The sequence below is a fragment of the Novosphingobium taihuense genome, from assembly GCF_007830315.1.
GTDB lineage: Bacteria > Pseudomonadota > Alphaproteobacteria > Sphingomonadales > Sphingomonadaceae > Novosphingobium > Novosphingobium taihuense.
In genome coordinates this window covers 85,791-103,330 of sequence record NZ_VLKJ01000005.1, presented here as the reverse complement: position 1 = coordinate 103,330, position 17,540 = coordinate 85,791, and the positions used below count along the sequence as shown (strand labels likewise).

Sequence of the window (17,540 nt, the reverse complement as noted above, 5' to 3'; positions counted from 1 at the left end):
TTGTATCTTCACAGCCCGGCGCAGATGGACGGGCAAGGCATTGCAATCAGGCGATTTCACTTCGTGCAGCAGCACGGGCTGCGTTGCGGGCCGACATCCTGGGCGCAAGCGAGAGCAGGACGATGGCACCGACGAGCACGCCTGCGCCGATCAATTCGGCATCGCGCGGCATCTTCAGGCCCCAGAACCATGCCAGCAGCACCGAGCCGCCAATTCCGGCAACAAGGCTCGCCGCGCGTTCTAGCGGCACGCAATAGGCGTTCTCGCGCGGGTCGAGCAGGATGATGATCGCCAGCACCGAGATCACGGTGAGCGTGGCACCGATCCAGAACAGGTCGAGCAGCACCGGATCGCTCCACACGCCGATGAAGCCCCAGGCAAGCTCGCCGGATTGTCCGCCGATGCCGCTGGCCGAAATAGCGCCGAGGATCACCACCGACAGCGGCAGCGCGATCATCTTTTCCTCGACGAAATAGCGCCTTACCGATGCCGGATCGCCGCTTTTCGAGATCTTGGTCATCACGAACAGGCGCAGGAAATAGCCCAGGGTGTAAAGCACCACGGTGAGAATCGCGATCGGCGGCAGCTTCAGCCCGCCCCGGTCGGACACGGTGATGACCAGCGCGAAGAGCACCATGGCCAGTGCGGTCCAGCTCCACCAGCGCACGCGGCGACCGAACAACACGTCAACCAGCGGCGCGATGATCAGGATATCGCCGCGCATGACCAGCTGGATGAAGGGAATGCTGACATTGGGGATCGTGAAGCTGAGCGGCACGGTGAACAGCACCAGCGAGGTGCCGAGGCCCGAAAGGAACGTGTAGAACCTTGGGAACGGCAGGCGGATCGGACCAATCGCGATCTTGTTGGCATCGCGGTGCCAACCCGAGAGCCAGATGAAGCCCCAGGTCAGGACCATGTTGATGATCAGCGAGGCGGGCAGCGTTTCCAGCCCTGTCAGTGGGCGGCCAAGGCCGGCATGCGGCTGAGAGGTGACCAGCTTCGTCACGATCACGTTCGGCAGATACGCCAGCAGATAGAGCAGGACGTAGCCTTCAAGCGGAAATGCGGTGGCGCGGGCCTTCATGCTGCCTGCTCCAGCACGACCATCTCATCGACCGGACGATAGCGGGCGTTCAGGCCCGCCTCTTGCGTGACTGCGGTGAGATATTCGATAACCGCGGCGTGATCCTCGCCACCCGGTTCGGCGAGGCGCGGCACAGCGTCTCGGCCGATGACGAGCGGGAGAAGACCTGCCCGCAGGACCTTGCCGCCGGCGATTTCAAGCCGCGCGATCATCGACAGGCGCGCAGCCTTGGGAAAGTTGTAGAGGCTTTCGAAATCCGGCTCCCACTCTTCGGCAAGGACGCGGATCTCGTTGAAACTCTTCGAATTGGCGTGGGCTTCGTCCATCGCAAGATCGGTGGCGAAGTTGCAGAGCGAGTAGAACACCGGCTTGCCGTCGATCAGTTCGCACCCCTTGAGGATATGGGCGTGGCCGCCGAAGATCGCGTCTGCCCCGGCGGCGATCGCAGCGCGGGCAACATCACGCTGGTAATCGGCAATCACCGCGCGAACGAAGTGGATGCCCCAGTGGTGCGAGACGAGCACCACGTCGGCCTGCTGTTTCGCGGCGCGGATATCGGCCTCCATCGCAGCCAGATCTTCGCGGTGCGGGTAAGTGTGGACGCGCGCGGGGGTGCCGGGCTGGTCATGCTCGATCTGTTCGTAGACGGTGAAGGCCCGCATCGGCGCGCAACCGGGACGGCGCTCGTCCGCCCAGTAGGAATGCGGGAGGATGCTGGAATAGGCGAGGAAGGCGACGCGGGTGCCATCGCCCAGAGTACGGATCACCGGGCGGCGGGCTTCGTCGATGTTGGCGCCGGCCCCGACGACGCTCATGCCGGCGCTTTCAAGGTGACCACGCGTTTCGAAGAAGGCTTCGTGGCCCCAGTCCATCACGTGGTTGCCTGCCATCGAGATCACATCGAAGCCTGCGCGGCCAAGCGCTGCGGCGCCTTCAGGCCGGGCGAGAACGGCGTGGCGCGCCTGGGGCAGACGGACACCCTCTTCGGCAAAGCTGGTTTCGAGCTGGCCAAACACCACGTCGGCCGCGCGCAGGAGATCGGCCGTCCCGGCAAAGCAGGCGTCATAATCATCGCGGTCCATCGCGAGATCGCCGGTGGCCAGCACGGTATGAATCACCCCTCTCCCTTCATTGTTATGACACATTGCTTAAATGCGCCCCGCGATTTACGCAAGCGCTTGCATTGCAGAATATGTTGGACAAATGTACTCGGGAAACGATGGAGGATCGCTTGAAGAACCAGATCGCTGCCACTCTTGCCCTGACCCTTGCTGCCGCGCCATTGGCGGCACAGGAACAACCCAGCGCCTATGACACGATGCCGGTCGGCCCGGGCACCGGAGCGCATCCAGCGGTCATGACGCAGGATGCAAGCCTGCCCGCGCACGTGATCTACCGCCCCGCTGACATGGCAACGTCGAAGGAGCTGGGCGTGCTCGTATGGGGTAATGGCGGGTGCAGTGCCGATGGCGCCAGCGCGCGGCAGCACCTGATCGAGATTGCCAGCCACGGCTATATCGTGATCGCGCCGGGCGAGATCATGAGCGGCCCGGGCGCGACCAGAAAGAGAGAGCCGCGCATGGCAGACAAGTCTGGCCAATTGCCCCCGGTCGCCACCACCAGCGCCGACGTCAAAGCGGGGCTCGATTGGGCTCTGACGGAGAACGCGCGCAAGGGCAGCGCGCTCTATGGCCGGATCGATACCAGGGCGCTGGCCGTCGCCGGGCACAGCTGCGGCGGACTGCAGGCGCTCGAACTCGCGCCCGATCCCCGCATTCGCGCGGTTTTGGTCCACAACAGCGGCGTGTTCACCGACGGTACCAACCCGATCCGCGGCATCAGCGTGAACAAGGCGATGCTGGAAAAGCTGCACACCCCGGTGCTCTATGTCCTTGGCGGACCGGAAGACATCGCGTTCCCCAATGGCACTGACGATTTCAAGCGGATCGCCAAGGTCCCGGCAGCGCTGGTGCAGTTGCCCGTGGGCCATGGCGGGACGTTCCATTCTGCCAACGGCGGCGCGGTAGCCGCGCTTTCGGTTGACTGGCTGGAATGGCAGCTTCGCGGTGACAGGACCGCGGCGCGGAGTTTTACGGGCAGCAATTGCCGCCTCTGCGTGGTGCCCGGTTGGACGATCGAAAAGAAGGGGATCGACTGACATCGGGCTTGGCCGACTATCGGCAGCGCGGGCCAGAGGCTCCGCCCTGCCGAACGCACAGTCGCAGCATGGGCGGCGGTGTATGGTCGACGAACTGCTGCGGGCGTGCCGGCCAATGGCCAGTGGCAAGACGCGTTTCGAGATGGGTGATCGCCGCCAGAACCTGCTCTGCGGGCAGGCGGCAATGACCTGCACCCTTGTGCCATAGCGGCTGCATCATCCTGAGCGGCGCGGCATCGGCATAGGCGCGTTGCAGTGAGGGCGAGGTCAGCCCATCCCCCACCGCCTGCAGCGATACCAGCGGCACGCGCGGACGCGCCGTGGGCGTGTAGTTTTTCAGCATGTAGCGCACGGCGGAAGGCTTGGCGGTGATGCGTGGGGTCTTGGCCAATGTGGCGAGATCGCGCGTCAGGCTCAGCCCGGCCTTGCGGTACAGCGCTTCGATGAATGGCCGGCGCCCCGAACGGTCGAGCTGCCGCGCGTAGTCGACGCCCGTGTTCCACGAGAACGCTCCGCCAGCGCGGCTCTCCTGATCGTTGCGCGGCATGAAGGTGCCCATGACCAGCGTCGCGGCGATCTCGTCGACTTGCGTTTCTACATCGTCGGCAGCGGGTTCGGGGTGGTCGGGACGGGTCCAGCCGGGAATGCCGCCGAGCACGCCAGCCAGTGCGATCCGCGCCCGCCCTTCACGGGTCTGGCGGGCAGCGTCGACTGCCGCCATCGCCTTGCGGCCATTGGCCATGTCGTCTGCCACGTTGACCAGCGACAGGCCAGAGTTGGGCGCGATCAGGGTGGCGGTAGCGAAGGCCCCGTCCAGTCCCATGTTCATCATGCCGACCGCGCCGCCGATCGACGGGCACATTGCCAGCGCGCCGTCGATCACTGGCCGATCCTGCTCGGCCAGTGCGGTGGAAATCAGGCCGCCCATCGAGGCGCCCCAGGCCAGCACCCTTGCCGGCCGGCCCTCGCGCGCGGCAAAGGCTTCGACCGTGGCGCGCTGCGACGGGACCGCCTGTTCCAGCGACCAGCCACCCGCACCATAGTCAGACGCTATTAGCGCATAGCCTTTTGCCAGAAGCAGATCGCGATATTGCGCAGGCGCGGGTTCGGCAGGATCGATGCGGGGAGAGTAGCCGTGGCTCCACAGGAGCAGGCTGCCATTGAAGTTTGCCGGAACCAGCGCCTGCCACTTCGCCCCAATGGCAAGAGTGCCTTCGATCATGCGCGGCTGCGGGCTGTCCTGCGCAAAGGTCGGTGCAGCGATCAGCGCGAGCGATGCCAGCAGCAATCGCGATTTCACGCTGCAGGCTCCTGCGCCAGCCACGCAAGGATATCGGCGCGGTCGGCATCAAGGCGCGGTGGCGCGGCGAGTGCCGGTCCAGCTTGCCCTGCCACGCGATAGCCGGGGCCGGGGATCTGCACGCGTTCCTGCGGGAGGCCGGGGATTTCAAGCTCCATCAGCGCGCCCTCGCCCGCCAGTGCGCCAGCTTCGTCAACCCGGCGCACCATGCCACAGGGGATGCCGGCACTGCTCAGGCGCTGTTCCCAGTCGGCGGCATCGCCCGTCGCGAAAACGGCAGAAAGTTCTGCATGCATCGCATCGAAATTGGCGCGGCGGCCGTCGGGCGTGGCGAAGCGTTCGTCGGTCAGCCAATCCTCATGCCTGAGTTCGCGGGCAAGCGCGGCGAACTGCAGGGGTTGCACCACGCCGAGCGAAATCTGCCTGCCATCGCGCGCGGCAAAAAGCGATGCGGTGGGAAGTCCGCTGTAGCCGGTGTTGCCCATGCGGTTCATCGGCTTACCGGTGACGAGAAACGGAGTCAGCGCCGAAGTCATGAAAGCAAGGCTGGCATCGAACATCGAAACGTCGAGCTTGCTGCCACCTCCACCGCGCTCACGCTGCATCAATGCACCAAGGATCGCCATGGCAGCGGTCTGGCCGGTAAGGGTATCGACGATCGGGAAGCCCACGCGCACCGGCGGATCGCCCTCGTCCCCGCTGAGCATCATCATGCCGCTGGTCGCCTGCACGATGTTGTCGATGGCGGGCCAATCGCGATGCGGACCGTCCTGGCCATAGCCGGAAACCGAGCAATAGATCAGATCGGGGCGCAGATCGCAGGCGGCTTCATAGCCGAGGCCGAGCCGCGCCATCACACCGGGGCGGAAATTCTCCAGCAGCACGTCGGACCGGGCGACAACGCCCCTGGCAATGGCAAGGTCGGCCTCATCCTTGAGATCGAGCGCGATGGACTTCTTGCCCGCGTTGGCAGCGATGAACGCGGGCGACATGCCATCATAGCGCCGGTCAGCGCCATAGTTGCGGAAGCCGTCACCGCCCTTAGGCTCGATCTTGATGACTTCGGCCCCCATCATCCGCAGCAGGTGCGAGGCATAGGGCCCAGCCATGACATGGCTGAAATCGGCGATCCGGATGCCGGAGAGGGGGCCGGCGGTTGAAGACGACGTCATGGCTTCTCCGGGAATTGCTTGCGGACCACGGTCCATTGCTTGTCCTTGCACAGGCCGCAGTCTGGGCCGGTAAACATCGCGCCCGCCGCTGGCTTGTGCTTCAACTGCCAATCGAGCCAAGCTGCGCCGATCCGGCCATAATCGCCGCCATTGGCGAGGCCGAAAGTACCGCCGTGGCCAATGGGCGAATTGGCGAAGAACACCGGCACATGGGCGATGCGGGCAACATCGTCAGACCCGTTGGGGTAGGCGATGTCGTCAGGTCCGCCGAGGATATAGGCGACGGGGGTGTGGAGTTTGGCAAGGTCGTCCTTGGTAATGCCCACACCGCTCAAGCCCGATCCGGCGCGGACGTAAACCCCGCTGTTGAAGGCGACCACGGCATCGATACGCGGGTCAGCCGCAGCAGCAAGAGCCTGCAACCCGCCGCAGGAATGGCCCATAACGGCAATCCGGCCGAGGTCTGCGTGACGCGCAAGATCGCTGCGCTTGACCCAGTCGATCGCGCCGAGGAGTTGGCTGGCCTGCGTCTCGTCAGGCGTCGCGCGGGGTGGCGGTGCACCGGTCGGACGCGGACCGTTGGCGGGCGGAAGCGAAGTCATGACCGGGCGCTCCTCGCGCGGGGCACCATTGGCGATGACCAGATAGCCGTGGCTGGCGATCTCGCGCAGGAAGTGGCTGGCCGAGAGGCCATTGTCGCGGCAGCCGCCATTGCCCCACAGCACCAGCGGCAGACGCTGCCTTGGCCACTTTGCAGGGCGGTAGATCGTGTAGCCCGGTGCGTCGGCCCGGCCTTGCGCGATGGCGGGCATCCGGCCTGTGCCAGCGGGGGTGCCGATCGTGCGGACGCTTTGCACATGAGCCGCGACTGGCGATACGCTGAGCGCAAAGGCGAGCGTGAGCGATGTCAGCGTCTTCATGATCCGCTCCCGCAGATAATCCGGTCCCGCCCCTTCACCGCTGCGCGGGCAGACCGGAACGCCGCTTCGCCATCGATGCCGAAGGCGGCAAGGCCGCGTGCGTTGGCTTCGGAATCGCGCAGGTAGATGGCGTCAAAGCGCTGCTGGTCTGCGGCGCTGGCAGGATTGAAGCTGACCTTGGCCGATACCGCCTCGGCTTTGCCCTTTTCCACCGCCGCGCGCACCTGCCGGGCCAGTGCCGCTTCCCACACCGCAATGCCTTCGTTCAACACCTCACGGTCAGCGTCGGACAGCGCGTTCCAGCGCTTTTCGCTCATCGCGCGGGCAGGATAGGCGCCGCGGGGCACGGCGATCTGGTAGAAATGCTTCGAGATTTCGGCGAAGTGCAGCGACTTGAAGGTGTCTTCCGGCGCAATCACCCCGTCGATCACGCCCTTGGCCATGGCCGAATAGACCTCGCCCATCGGCATGTTCACCGGGTCTGCACCCAGGGAATCCAGCACGCTCAGCAGTTCGGTCGGCGCGCGGATGCGCAGTCCCTTGATGTCGGCCAGGCTTCGCACCTGCCTGTTCGCAGTGATCACCCCCGGCAGCGTGCCGCCCTGCACCGCCAGCACTTTCAGGCCGGCCAGTTCACGCGCCACCTGGGGGTTGGCGTCCACGATGCAGCCATAGAGCGCCACCTGCGATTCAACGCTGTCCGCCCCCTGATAGAACCCGGTCTGGATACGCAGCAGGTGCGTGCCACCGCGCACATAGATCGGCGTGATCAGGCCGATGTCGGCCACCCCATGGCGCAGCTCCTCCATCGACATGTCCGACGAAAGCAGCGCGCCCGACCAAACCGGCTTGATCCGGATGCGGCCGTTCGAGCGCTTCTCGACAAAGGCCATCCATTCCTGATCCGCCTTCGAGAACGGATGGCTGGGCGTGTAGGGCGAAGCATAGGTCAGTTCCGTCACGCCCGGATCGACCGGACGGGCGCAGGCGGCCAGCAGCAGGATCAGCAGGGCAGCGAAAAGCCTCACGCCAGCCCTCGCTTCTGCAGGAATTCGGCCACCATGCCGACCATCCTGTCGTGATCCCAATTGGCGGCATCGACCATGTCGGCATCGATCATCAGCACCGGCACGCCCGCCTTTTCCAGCGCCTCGGCCGTGATCTTGGTGCCCGATTGCGACAGGCGGTTTTCCGGCGGCAGCAGCACCACGCAGGCATCGATGCCGCAGCGTTCCGCCTCGCTCGTCATCCATCCGTTCATCCATGGCGGCAGGTGCAGCACCTCGTTCATCGAACAGATGCGGCTGGCCAGCGCCTCCATCGGCCTGCCCTGCACCTCGCGGATGTACTGGGGACCTGCAAAGGGCATGTACATCGACCAGACGAACACCGCGCCCATGCGCTCTTCCAGCGCCTGATAGAAGCCGGGATCGTGCCACACCCCCGCGCCGATCCACATCAGGCGGATCTTCTCGTTGGTGGCACTGCCCTCACCCGCCGCAATGCGTTCCATCACCTCGTCGCGGAAGCGCCTGGCGTGACCCACAGCCCAGTCCGAACCGCGGTGCCATTGCGGGATCATGGTGTTGGGCATCTGTTCGGCAATAGAGACCGGGCACGGCCGCGCCGTGCCGATGGCCTGCGCCGCTTCCCAGATATAGCCTTCCTGTTCGTTGATCCGCTCCATCAGGTAATGGAGCTTGGCCTCGTCGAACTTGCGGCCGGTGCGGTTTTCCAGCAGCGTGATGAGATCGCGCATTTCCGACACCGCCAAGGCAATGCGATCTGCGTCATAGACCTGTTCCCACTGGTCCTTCGAATGGGCGAACCAGCGCGGGTCCTTGTGCTCCCACGCGGGCGCTTCCATCGGGAAGAATTCGCTGCCCAGCGCATCGGCCCACTGCCCGAACACGTGCTGGATGCAATCGCAGGTCATCCGCGCGACCAGCACAGTGGGCTTGGGCAAGCCGCCCCAGGGCGCGGTCTTCGGATCGTTGGCCAGCGTGCAGGCAAGGCCCAGCGAGCAGTACTTGCAGCTGTTCTTGGGGTAACCGGCCTGCGCCATCACTTCGAAGTAATGGTTCGAAAGCTGCTTGGCCGAGATATAGGCCGACCACCACTGGTTGGTGATGATCGGGATGCCCATAACGTGAAAGATCTCGTGCGGGGTATCGGCCTGGACAATGGCGAAGGGCTCGCCCTCGTCCACCACGCGGCGCTTGAGATCGGCGCCGAACTGCTTCTGATAGGCGCTGGCCGCGGCGGTGCAGGCAAGATCCTTGCGGCTGCGCTGGCCCGACGTTTTCGTGGTGGGTTCGGCGCTCACTGGAAAACTCCTGCGTGTTCAAGTTCGGCGATCCGGGCCTCTGACAGGCCGCACAGATCGCGCGCGATTTCATGGACGTGCTCACCCATGCCGGGCGCGCGGAACGGCTCGAACGCATCGCGCGAGAAGCGCAGCGGGGTGGCGATGTGGCCGAATGGCCCGAGCAGCGGGTGGTCAAGCGTGACCAGCGCGCCACGCCCGATCAACTGGGCATCGCACTCGATCATGTCCTCGCAATCCTGAACCACGCCGCAGGCAATGCCATGGGCCTGAAGTTCCGTGGCGATGGCGTGATCCTCGCGGGTTATCGTCCATGCGGCAGGGTCTGCGCCGGTCAGCGCCAGCAGCCTTGCGTGGTCGTCCTGCGTCGGGCAGGAAATCGCCACCCAGCGATCCTCGCCAGCCGCAGGGAGCACGTCCTGCCAGAACACCCGCGCATCGGCATTGCCCATGCGTTGCGGGCGCGCACCACTTTTCGCCATGGCGAGGTAATCGCGCATCTGCTGCACGCAGATCTCGTACATCGAAGCGTCGATATGGCAGCCACGTCCGGTCTCGCGCCGATATTGCAGCGCGCCCGCGACCCCTGCCGCCATGACATAGGGCACGATCACATCGCCGAACGGCACTGCGCCGGGGATCACCGGATCGCGATCCGGCCAGCCAGTCAGGTAGGTGCGGCCCGATAGCGCACCGCCCGTACCATCGACGCCCCACTCCTGCGCCATCAGCCCGGTCTGGCCGAACACGCTGCCCGAGACCATGACAATGCCGGGATTGCGCAGCGCAAGGCTGTCGTAATCGAGGCCCAGCTTCGCCATCGTGCCGGGCGAGAAATTCTCCACCACTACATCTGCCCAATCGATCAGCGGATCGATCAGCTCGCGTGCCTCTGCCTTCTTCATGTTGAGCGAGACACTGCGCTTGGAGGTATTGAGGTGCGCAAACCACGGCTTGTCGTCCCAGTTGCCGGGCTTCGAGGCCGAAACCTGCACGTCCAGACGCGCCAGATCGGGCCGGGTGCGCGTCTCGATCTTGACGATCTCCGCGCCAAGATCGCCCAGCGTCTTGGTGGTGATCGAGCCGACCAGCGCCCACGCGAAATCGAGCACCTTAACGCCCGAGAGCGGCCCCGGACGGGTGCCGGTGTGGATGGCGGGCGCAGCAACCTGCGTGCTGCCTTCGCGGAACGAGGCAAAGCGTTCGGGCAGGCCATCAGGCGTATCGAAGAACCCGCGCGCCGCCAGGTGCGGATCAGCCAGCACGTCAGCGGGTTCATTGGCCACGCAGGCGTTGATCCCGCGCCGCAGGCCTTCGGTCGCGATCTCGTGCTTGGTGCGCGAAAGGAAGAAGGCGGCAATGGCCGCTTCCCACACGGCGCGGGTGTCTGCAGGCAGGGTGGACCGGTTGTAGGAGAGCCAGTCTGTCCCCGCGAGCGGGTTGGGCATGCCCACTTCGTCGATCCAGTCTGACAGCGCCTGGTTGGCCGGAGCGCCGAGGCGGCCGGTCATCAGCGAATGGAAGCACCAGCCATCGGCAAGGCGCCAGATCGCCCGCACCGTCGCCTTGCCATAGGCAAGGGCGCCGCCCACGCGCATGAGCTTGCGCTTGTCGAACTGCCAGACCAGCACGCCGTTGAAATTGCGGCTGAAGGCGACCTGCTGGATCGAAACGTCGACGTGCTGCCCCTTGCCGTGCGATCCGCGCGCATAGTGCGCTGCCAGCGCGCCCGAGGCGGCAACCATGTCAGCGTGGAACGTGCAGGCGTCCCCGGCCTCCTTGACCGGCGGCAGGCCGGGTTCGCCGGTCACGCGCAAGGCCCCGCCCATGGCCGACGCGACCAGCTCACCGCCCTTCCACGCCGATTGCGGCCCGCCCGAGCCGAACGGGGTGACCGAAACATGCACGGCACCTTCCGGGATGCTCACGCCAGCGAGGCCTTCGAGCCCAAGGTCATCGATCACGAACGATGCGCCTTCGACCGGCCCGCCAAGTTCCGCGCCCAGCGAGGCGAGGAAGCGCGCCAGCGCCCGATCCGCCATGCCGCCGAGTACGGCGACGCGATGTCCAGTGAGCGGCTTCACGAGGCTACTCCTGCAAGGAAGGCGGCAATTTCGGTGTCTATCCCGTCAGCACAGGACCAATCGCGCCGGGTGGCCACCATGACAGGCAGGCCTTGCGCCTCGAGCGCGGTGCGCATCGCGGGCAGGTGCCACACGGTCGTGTCGTCCTCCTCGATCAGCCACAGGATCGCGGCATTTGCGCCCGAATTCCGCGCAACGTCTGTCAGCGCGCCCGACCGGTCGAAGAAACCGCGCGTGTCGAGGCGACGGGCGTGGAGCTGTCGGGCGAGCGCAGCGAAGGAATCACCGTCTTCATCCACCAAGTTTCCAGCGTCCTGCCATTCGTCGGCCAAGGTGCGCCCGACCGCGCTCCACCCTGATCGCGCCACCATGCGGTGCATCCGCGCATCAGGCAGCGGGCTTCCCGCGATGAGGCAGACCTTTTCGCCAAGAGGCTCGATCGTTGAAGCCGCCCGCTTTTCATTTCCGGCGAGGATGGCAACGGAAAGCGCCGCTTCGTCCACGCCGAACCGCTCCGCCAGCTTGCGCAGGGCCACCTCGTCACGGGCAATGCTGCTTTCGCGCGGGCTCTTGGCGATATCGAGCACCAGCGGTTCTGGCCCCCTGATCGACCCCGCGCGGCGCAATTCGCACAGGTAGTAGTAAAGCCGCTGCGCGCTGTCGTCGGCGCGGGAGAACACGACCGCTTCAAGATGATCGAGCGCGCCGTCCGCCCAGTCCTGCAGCGTCGAGCGGGTCCATGGCGCGAACTTGCTTTCCAGCCAGCGATCCGCCGCAGGCATCGCGCGGTCGATGTTCCACGTCAGCGGCCCGGCATTGCGGCCCGTCGCCTCGAACAGGTCATGCGGCAGGTTTGGTCCGGCGTAAGCAAACATGGTCAGTTTCCAAGCAATTCGGGCAGCCCCAGCGCGAGGGCAGGGAACAGGATCAGGATGAGGAGATGCAGCAGATCGCTTGCCAGGAACGGCAGCACGCCCTTGAAGATGCGGTTAATGGAAACGTCCTTGGCCACGCCCTGGATCACGAACAGGTTCATGCCCAGTGGCGGGTGGACGAAGCCGATTTCCATGGCGCGGCACAGGAAGATGCCGAACCAGATGGCCGACATGCCGACGCCTTCGACCACCGGCAGCAGGATCGGCGTGGTCAGCAGCATCAGCGCGAGGCCATCGAGCACCGAGCCAAGCAGCAACAGGATCACCGCGACAAGGATCAGCGTAGGTATGGTGCCGAGGCCAAGGCCCGTGACCCATGCGCCTATGGCATCGGTAAGGCCCGTTACCGAAACGAACACCGAGAACACCAGCGCACCGATGATGACCATCAGGATCAACCCGCTGGTGCGCAGGGTTTCCTCGAAGGCCTGCATCAGCATCGCGCGGTTGAGGCGCCTGCGCCACGCGGCAATGGCCAGCGCGCCCGCCGCGCCGATGGAGGCAGCCTCGGACGGGCTGAACCAGCCGAGCGCAATGCCGCCGATGACCAGCGCGATCAGCACGATCATGTCTGCGATCCTGCCGATGGCCTGCCAGCGCTCCGCCCACGAGGCACGCTCGCTGGCAGGGGCGATGTGCGGGCGCAGGCGCACGGCAATCCAGATCACCGCGCAATAGAACAGCGCCTGCGTCAGCCCCGGCACGATGGCGGCGGTGAACAGCTTGCCGATGGACTGTTCGGCGATGATCCCGAACACGATCAGCGCGCCCGAAGGCGGGATCATCTGGCCCAGCGTGCCGCCCGCCGCAACCGTACCTGTTGCCAGCGCATCCGAATAGCCGCGCTTGCGCATTTCCGGCAGGGCAACGAGGCCGATGGTCGCTGCCGTGGCGAGGCTCGACCCGTTGATCGCCCCGAAGCCCGCACAGCCGCCGACCGAAGCATAGGCCAGCCCGCCGCGCCGATGGCCGACCATCTTCGCGGCTGCATCGAACAGATCCCGGCTGGCGTTGGAGGAAAAGAACAGGTGCGCCATGAACATGAACAGCGGCAGCGTGCCGAGTTCGTAGCGGGTCAGCGTATCGACCAGCACCACGCCGCCCTTGATCAGTGCCGGTTCAAGCCCGAGCACGAGGCACAGCCCGCCAAGGCCGACGAGGCCCAATGCCACGCCGATGGGAAGGCCCGACAGCAGCAGCGCAAAAAGGATCAGGACACCGACAATGCCGGTCGTCGGAGTCGCAAACATCACTTGCGCCCCCTGACGGCCTGATTGAGGAGCACCGCGATAGTCGTCAGCAATGCAAGGTTGGCGAACAGGCGCATCAGGCGCCACGAAATGCCGAGCAGCTCGCTCTGTTCGTGTCCGTTCCACAGATCAGCCATGAGCCAAAGCGATCCGGCGAGAAGCCCGGCAAAGAACACCGCGCCCAGCATCCCGGAGAGCCGCGCCATGACGGCCTTTCCGGCATCGCCCATGCGGTCCACCACCATATGCACCTTGGCATGCGCCTGTTCCGCCGTAGCCACCAGCAAGGCCAGCGACCCGGCGATGAGGACGAAGAGCTGGACCAGTTCGATCGAGCCGCGCAGCGGCAGTCCGATATGCCGGCCGATCACGGCCACGGTATCGGTCGCGGTTGCGCCCAAAAGAGCGATGCCGCCGATCAGGATGATCGCCTTGCGCACCACGCTCATGCGCTCACCGTGCCATCATGGGCGATGGTGATGGGCGGCAGACCTGCCGCCGCGGTGATGTTTTCGATATATCGGGCGATCGCGTCTTTCCTCTCCGCTTCGGCCAGCACCGGCCTTCCGGGCGCAATCACGTCCACCGGGATGATTCCGGCTTCGATCCGTCCATCGTCATGTACCGTCAGCCGGCCCAGCATGGCATTGACCGCCTCCGGGTGAAACGGCGCGAGCGTATAGGCCGGGTCCGGTTCGAACCCGAACAGCGCCTTGCGCCGCTCTGCCCATTCGCGGCGGGCGGGATGGTCCTGTGCGGGGCTAAGCGCGCTTGTCACCACACAGCCGTTGCCAAGGCCGTGGAAGATCGGCTTGCTGCGGTGGAACTCGATCCCGCGCACGATGTGGGCATGATGCCCGATCACCACATCGGCCCCGGCATCGATGGCCGCGTGGCTGATGGCGCGCTCATAGGGTGCAAGACGCGCCGGTGTGTGGACCACCCCCTTGTGCAGCGCGATCATCACGAAATCTGCCTTCTCCCGCAGGGCTGCAATGTCCGCCCTCAAGACCTCAAGCGCCTCGTCCGTCACCCGGACAAGATCGGCGGCAGGCGCAATCGGCGCTCCATCGGCGGTCTCGATCCGCAGATAGGCGCACCCCGCCTGCCGTTCGCTCGCCCAGCTGTTCTCCGGCCCGACGCAGTTGTAGCTGAGCAAGCCGATGCGCCGATCACTGACGACAAGGATTGCCGGTTTTCGAGCCTCAGCCAGCGAGAGGCCTGCACCGGCTCCCACCAGGCCGGCATCGGCCATGAGCGAAAGCGTGTCAGCAATGCCATCGGCCCCGCAATCGGCGATGTGGTTTCCGGCAAGGCTCAGCATGTGAAACCCGGCCCCGGCAATCGCCGCGACGTTTTCAGGCGGCGCACCCGGTGCGGGAACATCGCCTTGCATTTCCTGCCCCCGCGCGGTGTGCGGCACCTCGAGATGACCGACCGCAAGGTCTGCCCCTTTCAGCGCCGGGGCGATGCCCGCCAGCCAGTGCGGGGCATCCGGCTCATCGAGCACGAGATCCCCCGCCAGCACTATCGTCACCGCCCTTTTCACTTGCGACCCTTCAGCTTTCAGAACGACTTGCGCAGGCTTACCGCAAACAGCCGTCCGATGGGATCGCTGGCCGTGGCGTCATAGCCTCCGCTGCCGTTGCCGCTTGGCGCAAGGTTCACGTAAGGCGGATCGGTATCGAACACATTGCGCACTTCGAGGCCGAGCGTCATGCCCTTCTCGAAGAAGCCGCTCGCCTGCTGGTCACCGATGCGGAACGTCAGGTTGAGGTCGACCGGGGTGTAGCTCTTCACGTTCTGCCCGCCTGCGGTCAGGTTGTTGAAGTACCCGCCCACGTGGATTGCCTGGACGCGTGCGGTCATCGGCCCGTGATCCCAGGTAATGCTGCCGCGCGCCTTGAACTTCAGCGGATTGAAAATGAAGTCCAGCCGATCGATCAGCGGGGCCTTGGGCGTCAGCGCCACGCGATACTTGGTCAGATACGTGCCCGAAGCGTTGAACGTCAGCGCATCCTCACCGCCAAGTTCGGCGCGCCATGTCGCGGTAAAATCGAAGCCGCGCGTGATCGATACGCCAAGGTTCTGGCTGCGACCGTCAACGAACAGGGTGACGTTGGCCGGATTGCCACCGGGGAAGGAGCCACCCGCTAGCGTAATCCCCTGCGCCAGCAACTGCTGCACGCGGGTTGCCGCATCGGTGCCGCGCAAGATGATGCCGGTCCCGGCATACTGCGCCTCGGTGCCAAGGATGGCGAGGTTTGAAAGATTCGCCAGCACCTGGTTCTTGTAGTTCACGTCCCAATAGGTGACCGAGAAGCGCAAGTTGCGGGTCGGTTCGAAATCCGCACCGACCGACCATGACGTTGCCGTTTCGGGCTTCAGATCAAGGTTCGGGCCCGAAAGGGCATAGCCCTGCAGCGGCGCACCGCCTGCCGGGTTTTGATAGGACTGGCCAAACAGGTTGTTCGAATTGCCGTAGATCTCGGGGATCGTCGGCGCACGGAATGACGTGCCATAGCTGCCGCGCAGCTTGATGCCATCAAACGGCACCCAGTTCACGCCGAACTTGGGGTTCGTGGTGCTGCCAACGTCGCTGTACTTGTCATGGCGGACAGCGGCGTTGATCTCGAGCCGCTGGAAACCGGGCATGGCATTGTCCGGCCCGAACACCGGGATGAACAGCTCGCCATAGAACGAGTCGACCTTGCGGCCGAAGTTGCGGAAGGTGATCGGGTTGGTGGGTGCGCCGCGTGCCGAGCCCAGGGCAACCTTGAAATCCTGCCGCTCGTATCCCGTTGCCAGCTTCACCTCGCCGCCCGGCAGCGCGAACAGCCCGCCGTTGAGGCGCGCTTCATAAGTGCGCAGGCGGCCATTGGTCGGCGCAAGGAAGATCTGGTTGGCAATGCCATCAAGCACGGCCTGGCTGGTGCGACCAAGGCCATAGGGATCGAACGCCGTCGCCGGATCGCTGCTGGCGAGCGCGGCGTTGAGCGCCGCGTTGTTCACGCCGAAGTAGGAGCCGGAAAAGTCGTTGGTCTTGCCATAGCCGAACAGGGCTTCGGCTTCCCAGCCTCCGGGCAGCTTGGCCTTGATACCCGGCGTGATCTGCCACGAACGGGCATAGCCATAGGAATCGTTGGTCGGCAGGTCGTCGCGGAAGTTGTAGTCGAGCGTGTAGCTCGAACCCGTGAACCCTGCAGGCCGCACGAAGTACGCGTTGGTCTGCGGCACCGTCAGGCGCGCGTTCGAATAGGCCGATATGCGGTAGAACGAACGCTTGGAATAGAAGCCGTCGTAGAACACGTCGAGCCAGTCGGTCAGCTCGTAGCGGCCGGTGCTGTTGACCGAGTCATACTTCTGGCGCGGGATCAGGTCCTGATTGTCCAGCTCGTCACACTTGTTGAGCGTGCCTGCAGTCAGCGAACCGGCACTGCCCTGCGTGACCCCACTGGTGGGAATCGCGTAAGTCGTGCCATTGGCGTTGATGTTGCCCGGTGCGCAGCGGACGATGCGATAATCGCCGCCGCCAAACCGGCGCTGGTCGCTGGTGAAGAAATCACGGTCGTCGCCTGAAAGGTTGGAGCGTTCGACATGCTCGTAGGCGACCATGATCTGGCCGCGTTCGAACACTTTGCCCAGCGCGGCGCCAAGGGTGTATTCATGAAAATCGCCCCGGCTCGAGATGCCGGTACGGGCAAACACTTCACCACCATCGAGCGAGCGGCGCGGGATCAGGTTGACCACGCCCGCCACCGCGTCGGACCCGTAGATTGCCGAAGCGCCATCGGCGACGACTTCCACGCGCTCGATCCCGAGCGACGGGATGACCGAGGGATCGATTGATCGGCTGTTGTTGGTGACGCGGTGCCCGTCGACCAGAACCAGCGTGGCGTAGGGCCCGATGCCGCGCAGGTTGACCGAGTTGCCATAGGTGATGTTGCCGCTGCCGCCCGATTGCCCGCGCGAGTTCTCGGACACGCCAAGGTCGAAGACCTGCGGAATTTCCTTGATCATGCGATCGACGGTGACCTGGCTCGAAGCCTCGATCTCCTTGCGGCCCAGCGTCGTGACGGTGGAGCCGACCGGCGCCTCGCCACGCACGCGGCTGCCCGTGACGATGATCTCGGCGTTGCTCGCCGCAGCCTCTTCAGGCGTGTCCTGCGCCGCTTCCTGCGCAAATGCCGCACCCGAGATTGTGATTGCCAGCGCGCAGCAACCCAGCTTCAGCATGGTCCTTGAGACCCCGATCCCCTTGCCGTTCATATTCCCCTACTCCTTCCCTGAGCCGTCAGTGCGGCTTTA

At 65.1% G+C, this 17,540-nt stretch carries 14 protein-coding genes; 1 reads left to right on the top strand and 13 read right to left on the bottom strand.

The genetic code is table 11. From position 1 onward, the window contains the following. Nucleotides 1-46: 46 nt before the first annotated feature. Nucleotides 47-1,087: a hypothetical protein gene (locus IQ25_RS11755; RefSeq protein WP_144906006.1), complete on the bottom strand. Its 1,041-nt coding sequence runs from the start codon at nt 1,085-1,087 to the stop codon at nt 47-49. After that, nucleotides 1,084-2,205, bottom strand: coding sequence for a CapA family protein (locus IQ25_RS11750; RefSeq protein ID WP_144906004.1), 1,122 nt, complete (start codon nt 2,203-2,205; stop codon nt 1,084-1,086). Before IQ25_RS11750 ends, IQ25_RS11755 begins: the two co-directional genes overlap by 4 nt. A gap of 113 nt (nt 2,206-2,318) precedes the next feature. Here IQ25_RS11750 and IQ25_RS11745 point away from each other — a divergent pair, with 113 nt between their 5' ends. Next, nucleotides 2,319-3,245: an alpha/beta hydrolase gene (locus tag IQ25_RS11745; RefSeq protein WP_258537018.1), complete on the top strand. Its 927-nt coding sequence runs from the start codon at nt 2,319-2,321 to the stop codon at nt 3,243-3,245. 16 nt (nt 3,246-3,261) lie between these two features. Here the strand turns inward: IQ25_RS11745 and IQ25_RS11740 are convergent, their stop codons facing one another. The 11 genes from IQ25_RS11740 to IQ25_RS11690 are packed head-to-tail and all read right to left on the bottom strand — an operon-like array spanning nt 3,262 to nt 17,501. Beyond that, nucleotides 3,262-4,545, bottom strand: coding sequence for an alpha/beta hydrolase (locus IQ25_RS11740; RefSeq protein WP_144906002.1), 1,284 nt, complete (start codon nt 4,543-4,545; stop codon nt 3,262-3,264). Beyond that, nucleotides 4,542-5,717 (bottom strand): CaiB/BaiF CoA transferase family protein, encoded by a 1,176-nt coding sequence (locus tag IQ25_RS11735; protein WP_144906000.1) that lies wholly within the window; start codon nt 5,715-5,717, stop codon nt 4,542-4,544. Before IQ25_RS11735 ends, IQ25_RS11740 begins: the two co-directional genes overlap by 4 nt. Beyond that, nucleotides 5,714-6,637, bottom strand: a complete 924-nt coding sequence (locus IQ25_RS11730; protein WP_144905998.1) for an alpha/beta hydrolase — start codon at nt 6,635-6,637, stop codon at nt 5,714-5,716. The genes IQ25_RS11735 and IQ25_RS11730 overlap by 4 nt, the downstream gene beginning before the upstream one ends. Continuing rightward, the gene (dctP, locus tag IQ25_RS11725) at nt 6,634-7,665 is read right to left on the bottom strand and encodes a TRAP transporter substrate-binding protein DctP (protein ID WP_144905996.1); all 1,032 of its coding nucleotides are present in this window, start codon (nt 7,663-7,665) and stop codon (nt 6,634-6,636) included. The genes IQ25_RS11730 and dctP overlap by 4 nt, the downstream gene beginning before the upstream one ends. Then, a complete protein-coding gene (locus IQ25_RS11720; protein ID WP_144905994.1) occupies nt 7,662-8,963 on the bottom strand; it encodes a 2-hydroxyacyl-CoA dehydratase subunit D in 1,302 nt (433 codons plus the stop codon). Before IQ25_RS11720 ends, dctP begins: the two co-directional genes overlap by 4 nt. Then, the gene (locus IQ25_RS11715) at nt 8,960-11,047 is read right to left on the bottom strand and encodes a CaiB/BaiF CoA-transferase family protein (RefSeq protein ID WP_144905992.1); all 2,088 of its coding nucleotides are present in this window, start codon (nt 11,045-11,047) and stop codon (nt 8,960-8,962) included. Before IQ25_RS11715 ends, IQ25_RS11720 begins: the two co-directional genes overlap by 4 nt. Further along, nucleotides 11,044-11,922: a hypothetical protein gene (locus tag IQ25_RS11710; RefSeq protein ID WP_246415747.1), complete on the bottom strand. Its 879-nt coding sequence runs from the start codon at nt 11,920-11,922 to the stop codon at nt 11,044-11,046. The genes IQ25_RS11715 and IQ25_RS11710 overlap by 4 nt, the downstream gene beginning before the upstream one ends. Nucleotides 11,923-11,924: 2 nt before the next feature. Next, nucleotides 11,925-13,232, bottom strand: coding sequence for a TRAP transporter large permease (locus tag IQ25_RS11705; protein WP_246415748.1), 1,308 nt, complete (start codon nt 13,230-13,232; stop codon nt 11,925-11,927). Next, on the bottom strand, nt 13,232-13,681 hold the full coding sequence (locus IQ25_RS11700) for a TRAP transporter small permease (RefSeq protein ID WP_144905988.1): 450 nt from the start codon (nt 13,679-13,681) through the stop codon (nt 13,232-13,234). Before IQ25_RS11700 ends, IQ25_RS11705 begins: the two co-directional genes overlap by 1 nt. Beyond that, nucleotides 13,678-14,769, bottom strand: coding sequence for a CapA family protein (locus IQ25_RS11695; protein WP_258537017.1), 1,092 nt, complete (start codon nt 14,767-14,769; stop codon nt 13,678-13,680). Before IQ25_RS11695 ends, IQ25_RS11700 begins: the two co-directional genes overlap by 4 nt. Nucleotides 14,770-14,798: 29 nt before the next feature. Beyond that, complete coding sequence (locus tag IQ25_RS11690; protein WP_144905985.1) at nt 14,799-17,501, bottom strand: TonB-dependent receptor domain-containing protein; 2,703 nt, start codon at nt 17,499-17,501, stop codon at nt 14,799-14,801. Nucleotides 17,502-17,540 lie beyond the last annotated feature (39 nt).

Excerpts from the sequence above, each read along its gene's own strand:
- IQ25_RS11755 (WP_144906006.1), bottom strand. The coding sequence starts at position 1,087 with ATGAAGGCCCGCGCCACCGCATTTCCGCTTGAAGGCTACGTCCTGCTC.
- IQ25_RS11735 (WP_144906000.1), bottom strand. The coding sequence starts at position 5,717 with ATGACGTCGTCTTCAACCGCCGGCCCCCTCTCCGGCATCCGGATCGCC.
- IQ25_RS11730 (WP_144905998.1), bottom strand. The coding sequence starts at position 6,637 with ATGAAGACGCTGACATCGCTCACGCTCGCCTTTGCGCTCAGCGTATCG.
- IQ25_RS11710 (WP_246415747.1), bottom strand. The coding sequence starts at position 11,922 with ATGTTTGCTTACGCCGGACCAAACCTGCCGCATGACCTGTTCGAGGCG.
- IQ25_RS11705 (WP_246415748.1), bottom strand. The coding sequence starts at position 13,232 with ATGTTTGCGACTCCGACGACCGGCATTGTCGGTGTCCTGATCCTTTTT.
- IQ25_RS11700 (WP_144905988.1), bottom strand. The coding sequence starts at position 13,681 with ATGAGCGTGGTGCGCAAGGCGATCATCCTGATCGGCGGCATCGCTCTT.
- IQ25_RS11690 (WP_144905985.1), bottom strand. The coding sequence starts at position 17,501 with ATGAACGGCAAGGGGATCGGGGTCTCAAGGACCATGCTGAAGCTGGGT.